At 38.1% G+C, this 21,382-nt stretch carries 20 protein-coding genes; 14 read left to right on the top strand and 6 right to left on the bottom strand.

Translation table 11 applies throughout. The features are described 5' to 3' along the window. The 10 genes from ACZ5QH_RS01340 to ACZ5QH_RS01385 all read left to right on the top strand — a co-directional run bounded on the left by ACZ5QH_RS01340 (window position 1) and on the right by ACZ5QH_RS01385 (window position 9,930). A complete protein-coding gene (locus ACZ5QH_RS01340; protein ID WP_303577789.1) occupies window positions 1–993 on the top strand; it encodes a hypothetical protein in 993 nt (330 codons plus the stop codon). 226 nt (window positions 994–1,219) lie between these two features. Further along, the gene (gene lpxO / locus ACZ5QH_RS01345) at window positions 1,220–2,164 is read left to right on the top strand and encodes a lipid A hydroxylase LpxO (protein ID WP_004718437.1); all 945 of its coding nucleotides are present in this window, start codon (window positions 1,220–1,222) and stop codon (window positions 2,162–2,164) included. Window positions 2,165–2,272: 108 nt separating this feature from the next. Continuing rightward, window positions 2,273–2,896: a PH domain-containing protein gene (locus tag ACZ5QH_RS01350; protein ID WP_004718435.1), complete on the top strand. Its 624-nt coding sequence runs from the start codon at window positions 2,273–2,275 to the stop codon at window positions 2,894–2,896. 135 nt (window positions 2,897–3,031) lie between these two features. Continuing rightward, window positions 3,032–3,451: a PH domain-containing protein gene (locus ACZ5QH_RS01355; RefSeq protein ID WP_004718433.1), complete on the top strand. Its 420-nt coding sequence runs from the start codon at window positions 3,032–3,034 to the stop codon at window positions 3,449–3,451. Between the two features lie 62 nt (window positions 3,452–3,513). Next, a complete protein-coding gene (locus ACZ5QH_RS01360) occupies window positions 3,514–4,011 on the top strand; it encodes a hypothetical protein (RefSeq protein ID WP_004718431.1) in 498 nt (165 codons plus the stop codon). A gap of 192 nt (window positions 4,012–4,203) precedes the next feature. After that, the gene (locus ACZ5QH_RS01365) at window positions 4,204–5,031 is read left to right on the top strand and encodes a hypothetical protein (protein ID WP_303577788.1); all 828 of its coding nucleotides are present in this window, start codon (window positions 4,204–4,206) and stop codon (window positions 5,029–5,031) included. A gap of 110 nt (window positions 5,032–5,141) precedes the next feature. Further along, window positions 5,142–6,941 carry an excinuclease ABC subunit UvrC gene (gene uvrC / locus ACZ5QH_RS01370; protein ID WP_004718427.1) on the top strand — a complete coding sequence of 600 codons (1,800 nt, stop codon included), beginning with the start codon at window positions 5,142–5,144 and terminating at the stop codon, window positions 6,939–6,941. Between the two features lie 126 nt (window positions 6,942–7,067). Beyond that, a complete protein-coding gene (locus tag ACZ5QH_RS01375; protein WP_303577787.1) occupies window positions 7,068–7,862 on the top strand; it encodes a thioesterase family protein in 795 nt (264 codons plus the stop codon). 105 nt (window positions 7,863–7,967) lie between these two features. Further along, the gene (pgsA, locus tag ACZ5QH_RS01380; protein WP_004718416.1) at window positions 7,968–8,555 is read left to right on the top strand and encodes a CDP-diacylglycerol--glycerol-3-phosphate 3-phosphatidyltransferase; all 588 of its coding nucleotides are present in this window, start codon (window positions 7,968–7,970) and stop codon (window positions 8,553–8,555) included. Between the two features lie 214 nt (window positions 8,556–8,769). Further along, window positions 8,770–9,930, top strand: a complete 1,161-nt coding sequence (locus ACZ5QH_RS01385; RefSeq protein ID WP_303577786.1) for a hypothetical protein — start codon at window positions 8,770–8,772, stop codon at window positions 9,928–9,930. A gap of 103 nt (window positions 9,931–10,033) precedes the next feature. On the opposite strand, the gene ACZ5QH_RS01390 is transcribed toward ACZ5QH_RS01385, so the two are convergent. The 4 genes from ACZ5QH_RS01390 to ACZ5QH_RS01405 all read right to left on the bottom strand — a co-directional run bounded on the left by ACZ5QH_RS01390 (window position 10,034) and on the right by ACZ5QH_RS01405 (window position 12,951). Then, on the bottom strand, window positions 10,034–10,252 hold the full coding sequence (locus ACZ5QH_RS01390) for a hypothetical protein (RefSeq protein WP_004818550.1): 219 nt from the start codon (window positions 10,250–10,252) through the stop codon (window positions 10,034–10,036). A 188-nt stretch (window positions 10,253–10,440) separates the two neighbouring features. Next, complete coding sequence (gene blhA, locus ACZ5QH_RS01395; protein WP_303577785.1) at window positions 10,441–11,070, bottom strand: cell division protein BlhA; 630 nt, start codon at window positions 11,068–11,070, stop codon at window positions 10,441–10,443. A 32-nt stretch (window positions 11,071–11,102) separates the two neighbouring features. After that, the gene (locus tag ACZ5QH_RS01400) at window positions 11,103–11,510 is read right to left on the bottom strand and encodes a DNA polymerase III subunit chi (protein ID WP_004818553.1); all 408 of its coding nucleotides are present in this window, start codon (window positions 11,508–11,510) and stop codon (window positions 11,103–11,105) included. Further along, a complete protein-coding gene (locus ACZ5QH_RS01405; protein ID WP_303577784.1) occupies window positions 11,503–12,951 on the bottom strand; it encodes a leucyl aminopeptidase in 1,449 nt (482 codons plus the stop codon). Before ACZ5QH_RS01405 ends, ACZ5QH_RS01400 begins: the two co-directional genes overlap by 8 nt. 144 nt (window positions 12,952–13,095) lie before the next feature. Here ACZ5QH_RS01405 and lptF point away from each other — a divergent pair, with 144 nt between their 5' ends. The 4 genes from lptF (at window position 13,096) to ACZ5QH_RS01425 (ending at window position 18,177) form a co-directional block, all read left to right on the top strand. Beyond that, window positions 13,096–14,196 carry an LPS export ABC transporter permease LptF gene (gene lptF, locus ACZ5QH_RS01410; RefSeq protein WP_303577796.1) on the top strand — a complete coding sequence of 367 codons (1,101 nt, stop codon included), beginning with the start codon at window positions 13,096–13,098 and terminating at the stop codon, window positions 14,194–14,196. Next, window positions 14,196–15,266, top strand: a complete 1,071-nt coding sequence (gene lptG / locus ACZ5QH_RS01415; RefSeq protein ID WP_004818556.1) for an LPS export ABC transporter permease LptG — start codon at window positions 14,196–14,198, stop codon at window positions 15,264–15,266. The genes lptF and lptG overlap by 1 nt, the downstream gene beginning before the upstream one ends. Window positions 15,267–15,420: 154 nt before the next feature. Then, complete coding sequence (gpmI, locus tag ACZ5QH_RS01420; RefSeq protein ID WP_004818557.1) at window positions 15,421–16,968, top strand: 2,3-bisphosphoglycerate-independent phosphoglycerate mutase; 1,548 nt, start codon at window positions 15,421–15,423, stop codon at window positions 16,966–16,968. Between the two features lie 30 nt (window positions 16,969–16,998). Beyond that, window positions 16,999–18,177, top strand: coding sequence for a S41 family peptidase (locus ACZ5QH_RS01425; RefSeq protein ID WP_004818558.1), 1,179 nt, complete (start codon window positions 16,999–17,001; stop codon window positions 18,175–18,177). Between the two features lie 202 nt (window positions 18,178–18,379). Here the strand turns inward: ACZ5QH_RS01425 and ACZ5QH_RS01430 are convergent, their stop codons facing one another. Continuing rightward, on the bottom strand, window positions 18,380–19,795 hold the full coding sequence (locus ACZ5QH_RS01430) for a sigma-54-dependent transcriptional regulator (RefSeq protein WP_004818559.1): 1,416 nt from the start codon (window positions 19,793–19,795) through the stop codon (window positions 18,380–18,382). Between the two features lie 17 nt (window positions 19,796–19,812). Then, entirely contained in the window at window positions 19,813–21,381 is a 1,569-nt protein-coding gene (locus tag ACZ5QH_RS01435) for a sensor histidine kinase (RefSeq protein ID WP_239046605.1), read from the bottom strand. Window position 21,382: the final 1 nt, after the last annotated feature.

The raw sequence follows: 21,382 nt of genomic DNA on the forward strand, positions 1-21,382 counted from the left end.
ATGAATACACAAAACAAGAACCTCGCATTTACAGCTATTTTTTTATCCTTATCTTTGGTTGGATGCGGAGGAGGTAGTGACTCTTCATCAGATAATTCGAAACCTTCAACAGCACAAGACAGCTTGGATAATGGAACACGCTATTACGCTGTTAATTATGAATTAGATGATGACTCTGATAACTTGACTATGGAATATTATGAGATTTTCAATAAACAGTTTAAGAGTTCTGACGCTAACAAATTTCTAGGAGAATATATATTAACAGCCAACAAATTATATACGCCACGTGAGATTGCACCGAATACAGTTGCATTAAACTCTATGACTTCATGGACCTCAACCTTAATTGGTAATGTTAAAACGGATCTTAAGTTAGAAAAAGTTGATGTCTCAGGAAAAAATATTTTTGATACGGTTTTACCAGGCTATCGTAGTTTAGGTTTCGACAGTGAAAATAATTATAATGAAGCACGAAAATTATTAGCTTCATACGGCAATGATCGTTTTCCACAGGGGAGTAACTGTTATCGTTTTATCTCTCAAAAGAACAACCAAGATTATTTTAGTTTCAAGACAGATACTGAATCGAAGCGAACATTTGAAGAATTAAAAGAAGCAAGTTCTGGTTATGTTGATTTTTTAAATCAACAAGTTAAGCCATTAGACCTAACCTATCGTTATTCAAGTGGTAATTGGCAAAATGTTCCTTGGACAACTATTTATGAAACTGATACGGGCATAACCAGTGATGATTATGTGGCCGTTAAATATCAAGATAAAACATATTTGGCTAATTACGAAAGTGACATTGAATGGACGAGAGCCAAAGAAATTAAACAATGGGAAAAACTGCTAGCCATAGCCACAACAGACAAACAAAGAAGAACAGCAACGTTAAATATTGAACGGTTCAAGAATGGGTGTTTTATATATAACACGCAAGCTGCATCAGCTTTGGCTTCTTTAAGACTGATTGATTGGAATAAATAAGAAAACAACTTAGATGTCTGTCTCATAAAACTTAAACCAAATTTGTAGAAGTGACTACAAATTTGGTTTATTTTTAATAATAATTAATAAAAACATACAATTAAGTCATTATGGCTTTTTGATTTATAGGTTTGTTATAATTTGTAGAAACATTCTCACTTTTTGAGATTTAAAATTCTATCAGCACATGTTGCTTGATTAACCTGATTAATGAAAAGAGTGCTGTATGATTAAATGGATCATATTGGCGATTTTTGTGATTTCTGCTTTGTATATCCAAAATCGCGGTAAAGTGCGACATTCGTTTTATCGTCAATTTTTTGACCATTCAACGATACTCGCACCAATTAACTTTCTCATGTATATGTTTTCAAAAGTGCCGAATCAGCCGTATATCGACACACAACATTTTAAAGATTTAAAAGTGTTAGATGAAAACTGGGAAATGATTCGTGAAGAGGCGCAAGCGTTATATGCCAAAGGTGGAATCAAGGCTTCAAGTACATATGATGACTTAGGCTTTAATTCATTCTTTAAAACAGGTTGGAAACGGTTTTACCTAAAATGGTATGACTCAGCGCATCCATCAGCAGCAGAGCTTTGCCCTAAAACAACTGAATTGCTGAAAACCTTGCCAAGTATCAAGGCAGCAATGTTTACAGAGCTTGCACCTGATAGTCGATTAGTGCGCCATCGTGATCCTTATGCAGGTTCATTGCGTTATCACTTGGGGCTCATTACGCCAAATGATGATCGTTGCTTTATTGATGTAGATGGTCAGCGTTATTCATGGCGTGATGGTGAAAGCGTGGTCTTTGATGAAACCTATATTCATTATGCTGAAAATACCACAGACCAAAATCGTATTATCTTTTTTGCTGATGTAGAGCGTCCATTAAAAACAAGATTTATGCAGCGCTTTAATCACTGGTTCGGTAAAAAAGTGATGACAGCTGCCAGTTCTCCAAATGAAGCAGGTGATCAAACAGGGGGGTTAAACAAAGTTTTTGGTTATGTGTACCAAATCCGCATTAAAGCCAAAGCCTTGAAAAAAACCAATCGTCAGTTGTATTACTTTTTAAAGTGGTTCTTGATGTTAGGGATTTTCTTCCTGATTTTTATTCGACCATATATGTCACAGATCATTGCTTTTTTTGAAAAAATGATTTGATTTTAAACGCCCGCCAGGGCGTTTTTTAATAACAAATTTTGACTTGAGTTTAACGCTCGATTTTTTTAATTTACTTTCATAATTTATAAAAGCGCTGGAAAACACAAAATGTTTAAAAATTTAGCCTCAGAAATGATGGGTATGAGTGATATTGGAACAATTATTGAGCCACATGATTTCAATAAAACAGATATTGATGATTATATTTTTCATGAAGATAACGAGAAAATTTTCTTTGTCATCAAAAGTAAAACAGATGAATATTGCTTTACCAATGTGGCCTTTATGCACCTAGATGGTAAAAGTGCCATCAGTAAAAAACGTATGTTGTACCGCTACTTGTATAAGCACAATCCAATTAAAAATGTACTTTTAGAAACAGCAGGTACCGTGGATTTAGATGCTGAAATCAAGTTCCAATTAGGTGAACAGCATTTCTCTATCGATATTGATAAAAAACAAATCGAGAAAATTCGCGATCTCTATAAAGCATTATTTACTATTGGTGAAACCTGCAAAGAGATCAATCGTAAACGTAATGTACTATTACAAAGCACTGACAATGTGCAGAAAATGTTTAATTTAAGAGAGCTTAGTGAACAGGCAATTTTAAATTTACCTGAAATCATCAATCAGACTGCACAACAAGTTGAAGATTATGCCAATCAGCGTATTCGACAGATTGAGAATTATGATTTTTCAGAAATTTTTGATCGCTATTTAAAAAATTGATGTTTAGACATTTAGTCAAAAATTAAAACGCTCGAAAGGGCGTTTTTTATTATGTAAATCGATGATTTTATAGTCATATTTAACTCGAAATTCAGATAGAATAATATTTTGTATGGGGAAACTTTGAAGAGCGTGATGCAAAAATTTCATACTAAAATTGATTGGTGGATTTTAGGCTTTTTAATCGCAATGACAGGTCTACTGATTCAATTGCTTTATACCATGTATGCAAAAGGCACTATGGTTGAATATCCTGAGCATACAGCGGTGTATATGTTAACTATTGCTGTGATTTGGTGGCCGGTTTTCAATACACGCTATATCATTGAAAATGAAGCATTGATCATTCATAGTCTATTTTTAAAATGGCATATCCCATTGAAAAATATTCAAAACATCAGCAAAACCAATAATTCGATTTCATCACCTGCCTTATCTCTAGATCGTTTGAAAATCGAATATATGAAAGATGGAAAAATCAAACAGGTCTTGGTTTCTCCAAGAGATCAACAGGCCTTCCGTCAGGCAGTAGAAGTCGGTCGTACTCAGATTTAAATAAATAGAGAATAGCGATCGTTTGTGATAAATATTTTAGAATCATCATAAAGGAACCTATTATGGGCTTTTCTCTACTGTTTATACGGATAAAAAATCAGGAGATAGTCGATGCCGATCGTGATGGACTCGCCAGATTTTTAGCGGAAAATCAATTATATGTTCATACTCAAGTAGGCAGTGGAGCATTAGTTGATCAGAATGAAAAGGCTTTAGCTTTTAATGGTTATTTGAGTGATTTATATTTAGACCCATTAGAGCAATCTGAACCTATTACAGGTGGAATATACCATGCCACGCTAAGTGAAGAAGAATGCATCTTTATTTATGATCTGTGCGTGGCTGGAAAAATGCTGATCGTCAATCCGCAAACTAATCCCATGTATATCATTCCAGCTACTAATCATGATCAACACAATATTCCCGATTTGAATGATGCTGTATGGGTGAACAGTGCAGCAGAAATGTTGCTTGTGCTTTCACAAGGCTTTAATGCATTTAAAGTCTATAAAGAGAAAGTGATGAGACAATATCATGATAAAGATCATCCTCAAGCCTGATTTTCATAAACGGTAAAATAGCTTTTTTATAGACATGAAAGATAAATGATGAGGTCTAAACAAGGTTATAATAATGTTAATAATCAACTATATGGAAATAAAAACAGTCAAATTTTAAGCAATTTTTACTTGTGATTTTATGAAATATTGGTTAATAATGATTCAAAATAAATAGTCGAGTGAACCGCTATAATGAAAAAAACAATATTTTTTATAATCAATGCTTTAATTTTAACAGCTTGTGGTGGTGGATCGGATGATTCAAAAAGCGAATCAGATAAATTTAATCCCCTATATTCATTTCAAGGTGGGGGCATTGACTTACTATTCGGAGCAAAAACTTACCATATTAATGAAAATAAAAATCTCTTGGTTCAAGATGCTTCTATAGAAGAAACTTCAAAATATTATCTAACACAAAATGCGATTTCGACATTTACCCCACCACAATTAGATCAAAATAAATACTTGCTGGGTGAGTCTGCAACATTTGATGGAACGAAATTACAATATTCCGTGAGTAATTATATTGCTGAACAACCTTTGGTTTTATCTTATCAATATAAGAAAATTGATGTCTCTGGGCAATTGATTACGGATGATATTTATAATCCAATCCGTCAAATGAGGAGTAGTGTGACAGGTCAGATTTTACTTGCAATCTTAGGGTTAGGTTATTCGCCAAATGAAGTATTTCCAAAAGGCTCTATTTGTTGGCAAAGTTTGTCAGGCAATAGTAATCAGGAATATATTGAGTTCTTACCGTATATCGTTGATGCAAAGGTATTTGCAGATTTAGAAATAGAAGCAACAGGAAATTGGAATAATGTGGCTTGGACGCGATTCAAAGACAAGGAAAACACCCTATATAGCAATGTAAAGCTCACAATAGATGGAAACGACTATCGTGGAAAATATCATCCTCAAAATGAATTTTTTTATCATAAATCTGATGAATTGGCGTGTAATTGGATGAACCGTATCGCCTATAAAGCTGCGAATCAGCCCTTTAAAAAATGAAAAATCAAGATATGTTCCAATAGAAAGCGCAAGTAATTCACTCAAGTAGACTTGAAAAATGGATGATCTAACTACATCATCCATTTATAGTCCAAAGTTAAAAGTCTACTGTGAACGAAAACGCACGTGAAAATATCGAAAAGATTCTAGCCAATATGACGACTTTACCTGGTGTGTATAAAATGCTGGGAAAAGAGGGTGAATTATTATATGTCGGAAAAGCCAAAAATCTAAAAAATCGCGTACTGAGTTATTTTGTCAAAACCATTGAACATCCGAAAACACAGGCTTTGGTTGCACGTATTTATAATATTGAAACCCTTGTCGTCCGTTCGGAAACAGAAGCTTTATTACTCGAACAGAATCTAATAAAACTGCATCGCCCACCGTATAACATTATGTTGCGTGATGATAAATCCTATGTCTATATTTTTGTCTCCGCAGATAAACCTTATCCACGTATTGCTTCAGGACGGGGCAAAGGCAAACATCAAGTGGGTAAGTTTTTTGGCCCTTATCCAAGTGCTTATAATGCAAGAGACACGCTTTTAGTTCTACAAAAATTATTTAATGTCCGCCAATGTGAAAACAGCTATTTTTCACAGCGTAAACGTCCTTGTTTGCAATATCAGATCAAGCGTTGTACTGCGCCTTGTGTGGGGCTGATTTCAGCCGAAGCTTATAATGAAGACGTACAAAACTCGATTCGTTTTTTAAATGGCGATACCAAAGAACTGAATCAGGAATTGATTCAAAAAATGGAACAAGCGGCAGAAAATCTAGAATTTGAGAAAGCGGTATTTTACCGTGACCGCATGGCCTTACTGCGTGATGTCCAAGCACAGCAAGCTATTTATAAAGTCAAAGGTGAAGCTGATATTCTTGCCATTGCCTATCAAGCAGGTGTGACTTGTGTACAGATCATGCATGTGCGTAACGGGAAAATGCTGGGTGGAAAAAGTTATTTTCCCGATATGTTAGATGATGATTTAGGACAAATGTTGTCTGATTTTATCGCCAATTTTTATTTTCAAGTTGCAGATGAAGTTCCTGCTGAACTGATTGTCAATGTTAATGTGACAGACCGAAAGGAACTGGAAGCGGCTTTACATCAACAGTTTGAAAAGAAAATTCAGATTAAACACAATGTTCGTGAAACTCGTGCTGAATGGCTTGAGTTGGCTGAGATGAATGTTCAGCATGCGATCAAAGGAAAATTAGCCAATCATTTAGAATTAAATGAGCGTTTTCATCAATTGGAACAAGTCTGTGGACGACCTGTTGATCGTATTGAATGCTTTGATATCTCCCATACTATGGGCGAAGCGACCATTGCATCATGTGTGGTTTTTGATGCAGGTGGCGCACGTAAACGCGATTATCGCCAATTTGCGATTGAAGATATTACTGGCGGTGATGATTATGCCGCAATGCGCCAAGCCTTAACACGCCGTTATAAAAAAGCCATGTTACCCGATTTATTATTGATTGATGGGGGTAAAGGGCAACTTCATATGGCGATGGAAGTTATGCAAGAGCTTGGTTTAGATGCATTTATGGTGGGTGTCTCCAAAGGTGAAGGGCGTAAACCCGGTTTAGAAACACTGCATTTTACCGATGGCACGAAGATTCAGCTTCCTGAAGACCATAAAGCTCTGCATTTGATTCAACAGGTCCGTGATGAAGCACATCGCTTTGCAATCACCAAACATCGCGCTAAACGAGATAAGCGTCGTGGAGGTTCGGTACTTGAGGCTATTCCGGGCTTAGGTCCAAAACGTCGTCGTGATTTACTGACCCATTTTGGTGGGATTCAAGGGGTACTTAAAGCTTCTGAACATGATTTAAAAAATGTTCCCGGTTTAGGCGATGTTATGGCACGAATGATTTATAAAGTGTTGCATGAATAACGCCGTTATTGTTCTCGATGATGAGTAGCATTTGCAAAAACAACCATTGACGCATGAGTCACTGATCATTTTCATCTCCTGTTAAATATGAAACAGTACAACAAAGATTGGAAAATTGGACAGATCATGTCATTAGAAGCGCTATTTCAGCAGATTGAACAAGAAGAGTGGATTGATATTCCTCAAGGGTGGTTGCAGGGGCGTACCATCTTTGGCGGTCTCGTTGCAGGTATGTTGGTTTATAAAGCAATTGCAACCATTCACGATCCAGTCAAAAAGTTGTTAAGTTGTAGTGTCACTTTTGTTGGGCCTGTTGAAGAAACGCCAGTGAAATTGACTGCTGAAATTCTGAGACAGGGTAAGTCAGTTACCACAATTGAAGTCAGACTGTGGCAAAATGAAGCTGTGCAGAGTATTTTAATTGCAAGTTTTGGTAGCCAACGCGATTCTAAAATTCAAGTGTCTTTAGAGCCTCAAGCCCCTGATTTTCCGCCACTTGATCAGATTAATATTGTCCCTAAATATTTACCTTTTCCTGAGTGTGTAAAAAATTTCCAACTGGCTTGGATTGAAGGGGATTATCCAATGTCAGGCAGTAAGCAACCTGATTTCTCGGGTTGGTGTCGTTTTGACCCTGAGCTACATGCCAATCGAACAATGAATGTTTCAGATATCATGACCTTAATGGACGTTTGGCCTCCGGGTGTATTGCCGATGTTTAAACTGCCTGCGCCTGCAAGTACACTGACTTGGCAAGTAACGTTTATCCATCCTTTACAAAATCAGTTGAATGATTGGTTTAAGTATAAAGTGATTACAGACTTTGCTGAGCATGGATATGCAACAGAACATGCCTATCTTTGGGATGAGCAAAATCGACTCATTGCGATTGCAAGACAGACGGTTACAGTATTTACCTAGTCGACAGTTTCATGTGAATCGTTTAAAGTACTAACGAAATAGAGCTTTACTCTAAATTATTATTTACCTTCATTCGGGTAAGTAGGGGACTCACTGGCGGTGTCTATGACTACAGGTCGTATCCTGAATATTCCAAATATCTTGACGCTTGCTCGAATCGCGTTAATTCCTGTTTTTTTAATTATTGCCTATTGGCCACCTGCAATTGGAGTGGCTGGACATACTGGTGGTATGACGCGTCATATTATCTTGACTGCAATTTTTGTTGTTGCAGCAGTCACAGATTGGTTTGATGGTTATCTGGCACGAACATTAAATCAAACCTCAGCTTTTGGGCGGTTTTTAGATCCAGTTGCAGATAAATTAATGGTGGCAGCAGCATTGATTGTTTTAGTGCAGTGGCAACCATCAATCACTATGGCATTTGCCGCAATTGTGATTATTTCACGTGAAATTACAGTTTCAGCACTGCGTGAATGGATGGCTGAATTAGGTGCACGTACCAATGTGGCAGTCTCCACGGTGGGTAAATATAAAACAGCCTTTCAGATGATTGCGATCACGGTGTTTTTACTGAATTGGCAGCCGCTTGAAATACTGGCTTATGCTTTGTTATATACCGCGGTCATTTTGACACTCTGGTCGATGTTTATTTATTTAAAAGCAGCGTGGCCTTATTTAAAACAGCCTTAATCTGCGCAATAAAAAGCAGTATAGAGATCAAAGCCTTTCTCTCGTGAAAGGCTTTTTTTGTGCTTGAAAGTCAGTACAATGGAAGGATTGATGAAAACAGATACAAATCGTTAAACATCATCTTGGGCTATATTGAAAATCAATCAAATTACAAGAAACACTGTAACTGGAATATTGAGAAACACGCCATTGCAGGTAAAATTAAGGAATACATATGGCAGCATTGCTCTATTTATCGAATCAAAATTTGTATTTATTGGATGGGAATAAAAGTATTACGGTTCCTTGCCAAGCCATTGACTTATATAAAAAGAATTTAGTTGAGATTCAGCAACGTAAAGATTGGAAAACCAAAGGTACGGGTGCACAGTTTATGGGAGCATTGTCACAAAATGATGAGGTGGATTTAAACCATATTTTCCCCACAGATGTTGCTCTCACTGCTGATCATAAAATGATTTATACTGCTTGTTTGCAAGAAGGCACTTCGATCAATATCAAATCATTGACAGATTTACACGAAACCGAAGGCTTAGTATTACGAAAGAATGATTTTGTGGTGCAGGACATGGCTTATGATGAATCTAAAAAGCGTTTAGCACTATCCGTTAACACCCAGGGTTATGAACGGCATATTTGCATTCTGCCTTTAGACGCCAATCGAACACAGTATTTGACCGAAGGGGATTGTCAGGATTCAAATCCATGTTTTGATCCGCGAGATACCATGCAGTTGTATTATGATTCGTGTGGTTTAGCCTATGGCGAACACCGTATTGCCTATAGCCCCAAAGAAATTTTTCATTTGGATATGGGAACAGGCGAGTTGCAAACAATCGCTTCAAATCCAAAGTTTGATTTCTTTAAACCCAAAATGGATGAGCAGGGCAATTTGTATTTTATTAAACGCCCGTATTCCCGTGATGGCGCTCATCAATCCCCGTTAACAACGTTTAAAGATATTATTTTTGCGCCTTTTAAAATTATTCGTGCGATTGTAGGGTGGTTGGATTTCTTTACTCAACGCTATACGGGTGAATCGTTAAAAACAACGTCTGGAAATAATCCAGCCAAATCGCAACAAAAGTCAGAAGAAGAGTTATTTGTTGAAGGTAATTTGATTAAGGCTCAGCAAAATTTAGAACGTAATCAGAAGGCGGGCGAAAAATATCCAGGGATGATTCCAAATTCTTGGGAGTTGATCAAGATGACAGCTTCTGGTGAGATGATTGTATTAAAAAAAGGCGTGATGAGTTTTGCTTTAAAAGACAATTCTATTTTTTATTCCAATGGAAAATATTTGGTTGAAATTGATCAAAACAACAATGAGACCTTACGGGTTGAAGCCAAGCTAATTTCAAAAATTATCTGTTGAGGTCCTGTGTTTCTACACTACATTTAAAATAAACCAAAGCTGAAATGAGACTTTGGTTTATTTGCGAACTTGTTTTGAGAAGGAGACAAAGTATCAGACTTAATTAGTTTTTGATGATCGTCAAAGAGGTATGTTCAAAGCGTGATTTTAGCTTGTCCATATCAGTCAGTGAGAACGTTCCTTTTTCAGATTCCCGAGAAAGAAATACTGAAAGTGACTGAAAATCTACACGGCTAATCAGTAAATCTTGTATAGAAACAGTCCATTTTTCACCTGAATGTAGTCGCGCAATTTGGTTCGAAATGTGGTTAAGCAGATCCATTTTATTCATCCTGATGCAAGTGATTGGAAATTTTTATCTTGAAAATAAAAACTCACTGAGTTGATCACTTAAAATATTTTTAACCTGTACACATAAGCGTTAAAGCCATCCGAGATGACTATCATGTGACATTAATATTGCATTTTCGTGACAAGTAAACGTGGATATCTGATTAAAATAAATAAACTTTATTTTTTTTCTGCCGAAAAATTCGAATTTGCCAAAATATATTCAATTTCTTCTTTTGCAGCAGTTTGTAGCTTGCTACGTAAAGCATTTAGGCTCTGTTCGATGAGCGTTTCTGCTTCTAACTCAAGACGTAGACGAACACTTTCCAACTCTGAAGTCATTTGCGCATCTGTGATGCGGAATTGTCCATTGGCATAATCTATTGCTGGATAATCAGGATTTTTAGTGTATTTTTCACTATATTCTGAAATTTCAATATCAATTTGTTGACGTAAATTTTGTAAGGTCACTTGTTGATGTTCAAACTGCTGAATTTCATCTTGTTGTAGTGCTAAATTATAGGCGTGCTGTAATGCTCGTTTTTCCGCTAAAGATTTTTCAAGTGCCAATTGTTTCCGGATACGTGCCTCTTCAATCAGCTGGGCTTTTAGCTCAGCATAGGCGTGTTCAACTTGGAGTTGCGCCACTTGCATTTGGCGTTGGTCGTTACTTAGCCAGTCCTGTACATTTGTTTTAGGGCTGAGAAGGTCACAGATGCGGTTAAGGTCATCTACAAAAGTTTGGCGTACCGCTTCAGGCGTATCTAACCAGCGCTTTTTAAAATCTTGACCGACATTTAATGTCACCACGCATCTCCTTGATATAAAATGAGAATGAAGAATTAAAGTTTAAATGTTTGAGGCGAAACACCCATTCGTCGATAGGCTTTATATTTCTCTCGACCAATTTGTTTTGCTGATTCAGCATTTTCAATAATTTCTATAATGTGACTAAATTGTGTCACTTGTTCAAGTGCTTGATTGTTAAAATTAAACACAATCCAGTCTAAAGACTCAGGTAATCTTGAAGAAATACAGATCGGTGCATCAATTTGATCAATTCCATGCGCAATAAAACTGGTCGGATCAAAGCTCCATAAACGTTCATCCAGTTGTTGCTGCATGTCTACATCAGGGCAATGCAACCAAACTTTGGCTGCATTTCGTAAAATTTTACGACATAAACGACAGGCACTTTCCACCTGTCGCTCAGGGCTTTTTTCAAACAAATAAAAGCTAATTTTAGCCATTCTTTTGTACACGATTGGCGATTAATTGCATCAACAATGGCACTGGACGGCCTGTTGCACCTTTATTTGCACCAGAATTCCACGCTGTACCTGCAATGTCTAAGTGTGCCCAACGATAGTCACGGGTAAAGCGTTGTAAGAAGCAAGCTGCTGTAACTGCGCCAGCTTTTGGCCCGCCAATATTGGCAATATCGGCAAATGGCGAATCAAGTTGTTCTTGATAATCGTCATATACGGGCATACGCCATACACGGTCAAATGCAGTGTGTCCTGCTGCTGTAATTTCTTCTGCAAGTTCATCATCTGGTGTAAATAAACCTGAAACCACTGAACCTAAAGCCACCACACAAGCCCCAGTCAATGTTGCAATATCAATCACCAATGCAGGATTAAAGCGTTTAATATAGGTTAAGGTATCACAAAGGACTAAACGGCCTTCGGCATCGGTATTCAGGATTTCAACCGTTTGACCACTCATGGTGGTTACAATATCACCTGGGCGAGTTGCATGGCCAGAAGGCATGTTTTCAGCAGCAGCAATTGCGCCAACTACATGAATCGGGAGTTTCGCTTCACAAAGTGCACGAATCGTACCCAGCACAGATGCTGAACCACACATATCAAATTTCATTTCATCCATGCCTAAGCCCGGTTTTAATGAAATACCACCTGTATCAAAAGTCACACCTTTACCTACAAGTACGATTGGTGCTTGATCAGGATTGGCTTTATATTCAAGGGTAATCACTCGTCCCGGACGATCAGAACCTTTGCTTACCGCAAGGAAAGCATGCATGCCTAGATCAGCAAGTTGTTGTTCTTCAAGTACCGTTACTTGTAAAAGCTCAGGGAATTCAGCTGCTAAAGCACGTGCTTGTTCTGCTAAATATTCAGGGAAGCAAATATTAGGAGGGCAGTTACCTAAGTCACGGGCAAAGTTTTGACCTTTTTGAACAGCTTCAATAAGCGTGATCTGTTCTGTAGTCAGACTTGATTGCGTTGCAATAAATTCAATATTTTCTAAAGTAAACTCATTCTTCTTCGATTTGAATTCATCATAAGCATATGCAGCTTGCGTCAAATTTAATGCAAATAGATAATGTAACTCAGTCGGTAAAGCCGAAATATCGATACTGATTTTTTGGAATTTTTTTTGTGAAGCTTTGATAATGGTTTGTGCGATTTTTGCTAATTTCGCAGCTTTAATTTCAGAGGCTTTATCTATGCCCACTAAAGTACATTGCGTAACTTGAGTTAGCTTTCCGATAAGTGGTAGAGTTTCGTTTAAACTTGCTTTGAATTGAGTGTCTTCAATTATGCTGTTCAAGTCATTGATTTTATATGTTTCTTGAGCTTGTTTAGCGTTTTCAGAATCCACCAGAATAAATAACGACTGGCTAGATGTAGACGCTGAAAATGACGTATTGATCGTAAGTTTCATGTGTTGTCTTTGTGCCTTTTGTACATTTCAAATCATTAAACCATTGAACCACTTCAAATGGTAGAATTTCAATCTAGTTTTATAATTTTAACTTCGGGTAAACTAGCGCTACATCACGATATTACCCTTATTTGGAAGATTAATTTGATTATTCGACGTTACCTTGTCAAACAAGTCGTTTCGACCTCTCTTGTGGTTGTCACATTACTGACAGTCATTATGATGGGTGGGCAATTGATTAAACGATTTGGTCAAGCTGCTATGGGGCGTGTAGATCCGAGTATTCTGTTGAGTATTATCGGTTTTCGTTTACCTGAGTTTTTGACTTTAATTCTTCCTTTGGGTTTCTTTATTGGGTTGATGCTGGTTTTTGGTCGTTTATATGTCGATCATGAAATGGCGGTACTGAACGGGAGTGGTATTAGCCGTATTCAAGTCGCCAGATTATTGATTCCACTGACTGTTATTTACTTGTGTGTACAAAGTGTCTTAATGATCTGGATGTCTCCATGGGGGATCCGTCAATATGAGCAACTGATCTCTACACAAGCGGTACGAACAGGCTTTGATTTAGTTCGGCCACGTGAGTTTATTTCTTCGGGGGCTTATACGATTTATGCAGGCTCTTTATCTGAAGATCGTAAAAATCTAAAAGATATTTTCTTTTATCAACGTGCTGAAAAAGAAGGCAAACCTGATGTCATGATTTTGGCAAAGGAAGCGACACGGATTGAAATTGCCAATGAAACCGCCAGTGTGGTCGATTTAGTCGAAGGTCGCCGTTATGAAATTTACCCAAGAACACCCAAATATAGCCAAACTGAATTCCAATCTTATCGTTTACGTTTAGAAAATAATAAAGAAGCCAAGTTTGAAAGTGATGAAGTTGAGGGGCTATCTTTTGGCAAATTGCTTGAAAATAGAAATGACCCTGTTGTGGCAAGTGAGTTGGGATGGCGCTTATTTGTTCCGTTTTCCATTATTGTCGCCTTAATGCTGGCAACTGCATTGTGTGAAGTCAGCCCAAGACAAGGTCGCTATCTCAAACTTTTCCCAGCATTATTGATTTTTGCCAGTTTAATTGTGGCACTCATGGCAATACGAACCCGTATCAGTAAAGATGAGGTGGGTGTTTGGGCATATCCTGCAGTGTTATTATTCTATGCTGTTGCTGCCGCTCTATTTTCAAGAAAGCAGAAATTAGCACCTAAGATTAAAAAGCAAATACAGCGAGTAAAATCATAATGTTAGCACGTAGAATTGTCGCAAAACATGTGACGAAAACCACCTTGCTCGCCATGTTAGGTGCGACCGCAGTCCTTGCCAGTTTGCAGATCTTGTTCACCTATTTGGGTGAGTTAAGTGATCTTAAACAAGGCTATACGGCTTGGAATGCGTTGCAATATGTTTTATGGGGCGCCCCTCGTTATTTGTATGAGATTCTTCCAATTGCAGCCTTGATCGGGGCTGTATTGGGTTTAGGTTCAATGGCTTCCAACAGTGAACTGATTGTGATGCGAGCAGCGGGTATTAGCCTCTGGCGTATTGTTGGTTGGGTGATGCGTTCAGCGATGCTTTTGGTGGTGCTTTCATTTTTATTGACCCAATTCGTAATTCCCTATACCAATGAACAGGCGAAAAGTATTAAAAGCCATCGCAGTGTCGCGGCGCTTGGGGAAGTTAAAGGCTATTGGACACGTGAAGGGCAACGCTTTATTTATATTGATTATGCCAACTCGCAAGGCACGCTAAAACAAGTTCAAGTTGTCGATTTTGACGAAAATTATCGAATGAAATCATTGCTAAATTCGGAAGAAGGGCAGTTCTTCAAAGAAGGTCAATGGAATTTAAAAAACAGTGCCCAAGTCAATTTATTGGACAATGGTCAAGCTCAAGTTGTCAATAAAAACCAACAGGATTTAGCACTCGCATTGCAACCGAAATATGTGCATATGGTGACCATCAATCCTGAGGACTTAGCCCCTACGCAGTTGTTGAGTTTTATGCAATATATGCATGAATATAGCCAAGTACCGAAGACATATCTTTTGGCTTTCTGGAAAAATATTGGTTCACCATTTGCGTTACTTGCATTGGTGTTGATTGCCTGTTCATTTATTTTTGGGCCTTTGCGCCAACAATCCATGGGTTTTCGCTTAGTCATCGCATTATTTGTTGGTTTGGGCTTCTATTACATACAAGACTTCTTGGGCTATGCGAGTTTGGTCTATGCACCATCGCCAGCTTGGTTTGTATTTTTGCCAATTGTATTGATGTTTGGTATCGGCAGTTATTTGTTGTACAGAGCAAGATAACTTGATGAATCAATTGCTTAGGTCAGTTGAATTTTAACTAGATTAGAAATTTAGATGATGGCAACCCGTTTTTGCCATGGTCTTAGCATAGAGTCTGCCGTAAAAAAACGGTAAGATGTAACGATTAATTTGTAAACAGTAAAGAGTGTAAATCATGACGGATGCAACTGCTGGCAAAATCCCTCACGTTCTGGTGATTATGGATGGTGTGGGTCATCGTGAAGCGGTCGAAGATAATGCGTTTTTAGCAGCAAAAACGCCAAATCTAACCATGATGCAAGAAAAGCATCCGCATAGTTTAATTTCAGGTTCAGGTGAAGATGTGGGTTTGCCAGATGGGCAAATGGGTAACTCAGAAGTGGGTCATATGAACTTGGGCGCTGGTCGTGTGCTGTATCAAGATTTTACCCGTATCACCAAAGACATTCGTACCGGCGATTTTTTCGAGCATGAAGTTCTGATTGATGCAGTAGAAAAAGCCAAAGCGGCAAATGGTGCATTACACATCATGGGGCTGTTGTCAGAGGGTGGTGTCCACTCTCATCAAGATCATATTATTGCGATGTGTGAGCTTGCCTTGAAACGTGGGGCAAAAGTCTATTTACATGCGTTCTTAGATGGTCGTGATACGCCACCACGAAGTGCAAAACCTTCTTTAGAAAAACTCGATGCTGTATTTGCACAATATCCAAATCAAGGGCGTATTGCCACCATGATTGGACGTTACTTTGCTATGGATCGTGATAATCGTTGGGATCGTGTGGAACAAGCTTACCGCCTGATGACTGAAGGAGAAGCTTTACGTGTTGTTGATTCAGCAGTTGAAGGTTTAGAGCAAGCTTATTCAGCCAATGAAAATGATGAATTTGTTAAAGCAACCCGTATTGGTGAAATCGCAAAAATCCAAGATGGTGACAGTGTGGTATTTATGAATTTCCGTGCTGATCGTGCCCGTGAAATTACCAAAGCCTTTGTAGAGCAAGACTTTGCTGGTTTTGAGCGTAAAGTGGTACCACATCTATCCAAATTTGTGATGTTAACGCGTTATCAAGCGACGATCGATGCACCAGTGGCGTATATGCCAGAAGGTTTAAAAAATTCAATTGGTGAATACTTATCTTCTTTAGGCAAAACGCAGTTACGTATTGCAGAAACAGAAAAATATGCCCATGTGACTTTCTTCTTTAGCGGTGGCCGTGAAGATGAATATCCAGGTGAAAAACGGATTCTAATCCCATCACCGAAAGTGGCGACTTATGATCTACAGCCAGAAATGAGCGCGCCAGAAGTCACCGACAAGCTGGTTGATGCGATCAATTCAGGCGAGTTTGACCTTTTGGTGGTGAACTATGCCAATGGCGATATGGTGGGTCATACTGGCGTGTTTGATGCAGCTGTGAAAGCAGTTGAAGCGGTTGATACAAGCCTTGGTCGTTTATATGAAGCTGTAATGGCAAAGCATGGTCACATGCTGATTACCGCTGATCATGGTAATGTCGAGCAAATGCAGGATTATGTGAGTGGTCAAGTCCATACCCAGCATACCACTGAACTTGTACCTTTCATTTATGTTGGACCAACCTCAGCGACGATTGCTGAAGGTGGCGTTTTAGCAGATGTTGCACCGACTATTTTAAGTTTAATGCATCTCCCTGTGCCGACAGAAATGCAAGGCCGTAATCTAATTACATTGAAAGCATAAAATTATCTCTATTAAAAACTAGGTGCGTGAATGGCTCAAGCTTGGAAATATATTGCTGTATTAACAGGATTGTTGGCTTGTGGAAGCCATTCAGTTTGGGCAGCAGAAAATGCTGCCGCACTTGATTTTGATGGTGATGTCGAAGAAAGTATTGCCGAAGTGCCCATTGAATCGATTGAGCAGTTTGTGCAAATCTACGGCATCGTCAAAGATAATTATGTTCAGGAAAAACCAGATGATGTTCTGTTTCTACAGGCAATCAAAGGGCTGGTGGGTGGTTTAGATCGCTATTCACGTTATTTGAGTCCTGAAGAATATAAACAGTTAATGCAATATACGGAAAGTGACCTTGCGACTGCTGACTTTGAATTGGCTTTTGATAGTCATATTCATCAATGGAAAGTGAAGAATTTACGCGATAATTCAGACTCATTTAAACTCGGTTTAAAAAATGGCTTCACTATTTTTAAAATTGAAAATCAAGAACTTAAAAATTTAAATGCCCAACAAGTCGAAGATTTATTACATGGCTCAATTGGTTCAACTTTTCAGTTGCAACTCAATGAAAAAAGCCCAGCCATCACAGTGGTCAGAAATCGCAAATTAGAAGTGGCAGATATCGAGCCGATTATGTTGCATAATCAGGTTTTAGTTCTTAAAGTCAAAGTCTTTCAACAAGATACAGCCAATGAAATTAAACGTTTAATCGAAGAATACAGCACTCAAAAAGTAAAAGCCGTACTATTCGACCTGCGCAATAACCCCGGTGGTTTACTCTCCGCTGCTGTTGAAACGGCTGATCTGTTTTTAACTCAGGGAACAATTGTTTCTACCAAAAGTCGTTCAGAAGGCAATCAACAATTCCAAGCCTTACCCGGTGATGAGTCGTCCAATACCAAATTAGGTATTTTGATTAATGGTCGTTCAGCATCTGCCGCAGAAGTCTTTACAGCTGCAATGAAAGAGCATCAACGTGCTTGGGTCATTGGTGAAAAAAGCTATGGCAAAGGCGTTGTACAGAAGTTATTTCCATTGCCAAATGGCGCTGCATTACAAATGACGGTTTCGCATTATTATACGCCTAATGGCAATATGATTGATGGGCAGGGTATTCGCCCTAATTTGGAATATCCATGGGCTTTAGATCAAAAAGAAGAAACTTATTTAAATAATGTTGCAGATCAACTATTAAAACATCGTGATAGATAAAGTTGAATGCTGAGAAGTGAATTTATAACACTGTAGCCGTTTTATGCTGCTATATCTGACATTCGGCAGTTAAATCACGTTGTGTTGGATAAGGGGGCGTTCTACCCCCTTACTCAATGACGATATTTATGTCGCTACTATAAAACCGTACAAAAAACAAAAACGCTTGAGTTGATATTATGATGAAGAATGGAGGCTGCTTTTATTCATCATCATCGGTATCTAAACCAAACTTTTTCAAACGGTAACGTAAAGAACGAAAGGTCATGCCCAATTTCTTCGCAGCTAAAGTGCGATTCCAATGGGTTTGATTTAATGCAGATAACAACACTTCTTTTTCAACTTTTTCCAAATATTGCTCCAAACCTTCTTCTGGAATGTTTTGTGCTTTATTCGGCATGATGATAGGCAAGGCTTTACTTTGCATCAGATCATGCTGTTCGACTTTGTGGACACCACGATGTGGAGCTGGTTGTAGCTGTTGAATATCAATATAGTCTTCATCACTCATGGTAATGGCTTTTTCAATGATATTGCGTAATTCACGAACATTGCCTGAGTAATGTTGTTGCAAAAGAAAAGCTTTGGCTTGTTCAGTGAAAGACTTGGTTGAAATACGCCACTCTGTACAAATTTGCTGAAGAAAATGATTGGCTAAAATTAGGATATCACAATCACGTTCGCGCAATGGCGGCAGGACAATATCCATCACATGAATTCTAAAGAACAGATCATGGCGGAATTTGCCTTGTTCAACGAATGCTTCAATGTCTTGATGTGTTGCACTGATAATACGAAAATCAACTTCGATTTCGCTATCACTGCCTAGAGGACGAATTTTCTTTTCTTGCAATGCTCGTAACAGTTTGGCTTGCATCGCCAATGACAGTTCTGCAATTTCATCTAAAAACAGGGTACCACCATTGGCAGCTTGAATAAGACCCTGTTTGTCTTGAGTTGCACCTGAAAAGCAGCCTTTTTTATGCCCAAATAGCTCACTCTCCATCAGCTCTTCAGAAATTGCACCACAATTAATCGCAACAAAAGGGCTATCACTGCGGTTGCTGAGTAGATGGATGAGGTTGGCAACAACCTCTTTGCCTGTTCCTGATTCACCCGTGATAAATACGGGTGCTTGTGACCGGGCAATTTTTTTAATCGATTCTCTTAACTTACGAATCACCTGTGAATCACCGATGAGCATTGATTCCTCAAGCGGCGCATCGCTGATCGTTTCTCTTAACTGTGGTACATGCAAAGCTTTTTGTAAAAGTTGTTGCAGATGTAATTGGTTAATCGGTTTGCTGACAAAATCAAAAGCGCCTGCTTTCAGCGAGGCAATCGCAATTTCCATATTTCCATATGCAGTTAAGACTGCAATAGGCGTTTTAGGATAATGCTGTGATACATGTTTAACCAAATCTAAACCACTACCATCAGGGAGGTTTAAATCGGTAATACAGGCATCATATTTATATTCACTAAAAAAATATTTGGCTTGTTGTAAATGGTGTGCCATATGCGTTTTGATGCCCATTCGAGAAAGGCTCATTTGCATTAACATACATAAATCTTGTTCATCATCTACAAGTAAAACCAATGGTTGTCGTGTAGTCATATCCCCAAAAACCTAATCTAATCCATGAGTGGGCATTCGATACGGAAGCACGCCCCTTGTTGTTTTTGCTCTACGTAAATTAGTTTCGCTTGATTCGCTTCGCATATCGTCTGCGATAGGTACAATCCTAAACCAGTTCCATTGATTTCGGTACTAAAAAATGGCTGAAATAATTGCGAAAGATCTTGTTTTGTGACGCCTTTCCCATAATCAATCACATCGATATATACGTGTGATTCATTTTTAAACGTTTGCACTAAAATGTGTTCAGCATTTTGATCATTATGACGTAATGCATTACGCACTAAATTGATTAAAACTTGTCGAAGATGAGAATCATCAAAATAAATCCAAACATCAGATTGGACCTCTAATTTGATTTTTTCCTGAGCATCCCCTAGATCATGGCGTAATAAGTCATCAACAAATTCTTGAAAATTAATTTTCGATGTATGGGTCTTTTTATTTTTTGCCATATCCAAGGTATCTTTAATAATATTATTGATACGGATGGTCTGTTTGGTAATCATTTGATTTAAAATGGTTTGTTGTTCTGGGTCACTGCTAATAAAGAGATCATTGGCCTGCGCAATGGCAGCAAGTGGATTGCGAATTTCATGGGCAATGCTAGCGGACAATTGACCAAGTGCAGCAAGTTTGAGTTGTTGTACCTTTTGATTAATTTTTTGTGCATCTTCGAGGACCAAAAGCGTGAGTGCTTGATGCGGAACAATCAATTTTTGTACGCGAATATCGACTGTATACGAGGACTGATGCGATTCAAATTGGAAGCGTTCTCCATCACGTAACATGGCATCTTTTAAGATTTCATATAAGTCCGGTTGAAAGCTGGATAAATGATATTGCTCATGCGCGTAAAGTGGTGAAATACCCAAAAGTAAACAGGCAGCAGGGTTACTGACGATAATTTTGCACTTTTCATCGAGCACCAAATAACCGACTTCAATCTGTTCTAAAATATAGCGGTTAATGTTCTGTAACTTAAATAATTCAAGCGATTGATAGGTATTTAATGACTCTAAAACTTGGAAGCGATTAATTGCAATCTGCCCAATGCCATAGACCATAAAAAATAAAAAAGCCAATAAGGCACTGTTACTAATATTATTTAAATTTGAAAAATCGAAGAAGCTGCCTAAAAACTGTTGGTAAATAATCGCAATCACAGAAACCAGTGTTACGAATAGTGCTTTATTTTTACTGAGCAGAAAATTCGCGGTAAAAACGGCAATCACGAACAAAATACTGATGGCTAAATTTGGCCCATTGAGGGCAAATACCAAGGTACTTAGAAAGGGAATATCAACAATAAAAAAACCAATAAATTGTCGTCCAACACCATGTGGGTAGAACTTGAGCAGCATCATTTGTAATGCTGCAATCAGCGTAAATGCAGTTAGAGAATAAAAATATAAGCTGGGATATTGGTAATGTACGGGCTGATGTTCAAGGGTTATCAGAAAAATAATGACTAAGCAAAAGGCAATAACCAATCTATACCCTGAATACAGTGTGCCTAGACGGTAAATTGTTTGATAAATGGGGACCGTTACCGTAGGCGACATA

It is taken from the genome of Acinetobacter sp. Ac8, from assembly GCF_055392545.1.

Excerpts from the sequence above, each read along its gene's own strand:
- ACZ5QH_RS01390 (WP_004818550.1), bottom strand. The coding sequence starts at position 10,252 with ATGGATCTGCTTAACCACATTTCGAACCAAATTGCGCGACTACATTCA.
- ACZ5QH_RS01340 (WP_303577789.1), top strand. The coding sequence starts at position 1 with ATGAATACACAAAACAAGAACCTCGCATTTACAGCTATTTTTTTATCC.
- ACZ5QH_RS01435 (WP_239046605.1), bottom strand. The coding sequence starts at position 21,381 with ATGTCGCCTACGGTAACGGTCCCCATTTATCAAACAATTTACCGTCTA.
- gpmI (WP_004818557.1), top strand. The coding sequence starts at position 15,421 with ATGACGGATGCAACTGCTGGCAAAATCCCTCACGTTCTGGTGATTATG.
- pgsA (WP_004718416.1), top strand. The coding sequence starts at position 7,968 with ATGACTACAGGTCGTATCCTGAATATTCCAAATATCTTGACGCTTGCT.
- ACZ5QH_RS01385 (WP_303577786.1), top strand. The coding sequence starts at position 8,770 with ATGGCAGCATTGCTCTATTTATCGAATCAAAATTTGTATTTATTGGAT.
- lptG (WP_004818556.1), top strand. The coding sequence starts at position 14,196 with ATGTTAGCACGTAGAATTGTCGCAAAACATGTGACGAAAACCACCTTG.
- ACZ5QH_RS01360 (WP_004718431.1), top strand. The coding sequence starts at position 3,514 with ATGGGCTTTTCTCTACTGTTTATACGGATAAAAAATCAGGAGATAGTC.
- ACZ5QH_RS01365 (WP_303577788.1), top strand. The coding sequence starts at position 4,204 with ATGAAAAAAACAATATTTTTTATAATCAATGCTTTAATTTTAACAGCT.
- ACZ5QH_RS01400 (WP_004818553.1), bottom strand. The coding sequence starts at position 11,510 with ATGGCTAAAATTAGCTTTTATTTGTTTGAAAAAAGCCCTGAGCGACAG.
- ACZ5QH_RS01375 (WP_303577787.1), top strand. The coding sequence starts at position 7,068 with ATGTCATTAGAAGCGCTATTTCAGCAGATTGAACAAGAAGAGTGGATT.
- ACZ5QH_RS01425 (WP_004818558.1), top strand. The coding sequence starts at position 16,999 with ATGGCTCAAGCTTGGAAATATATTGCTGTATTAACAGGATTGTTGGCT.
- lpxO (WP_004718437.1), top strand. The coding sequence starts at position 1,220 with ATGATTAAATGGATCATATTGGCGATTTTTGTGATTTCTGCTTTGTAT.
- ACZ5QH_RS01355 (WP_004718433.1), top strand. The coding sequence starts at position 3,032 with ATGCAAAAATTTCATACTAAAATTGATTGGTGGATTTTAGGCTTTTTA.
- ACZ5QH_RS01430 (WP_004818559.1), bottom strand. The coding sequence starts at position 19,795 with ATGACTACACGACAACCATTGGTTTTACTTGTAGATGATGAACAAGAT.
- ACZ5QH_RS01405 (WP_303577784.1), bottom strand. The coding sequence starts at position 12,951 with ATGAAACTTACGATCAATACGTCATTTTCAGCGTCTACATCTAGCCAG.
- ACZ5QH_RS01350 (WP_004718435.1), top strand. The coding sequence starts at position 2,273 with ATGTTTAAAAATTTAGCCTCAGAAATGATGGGTATGAGTGATATTGGA.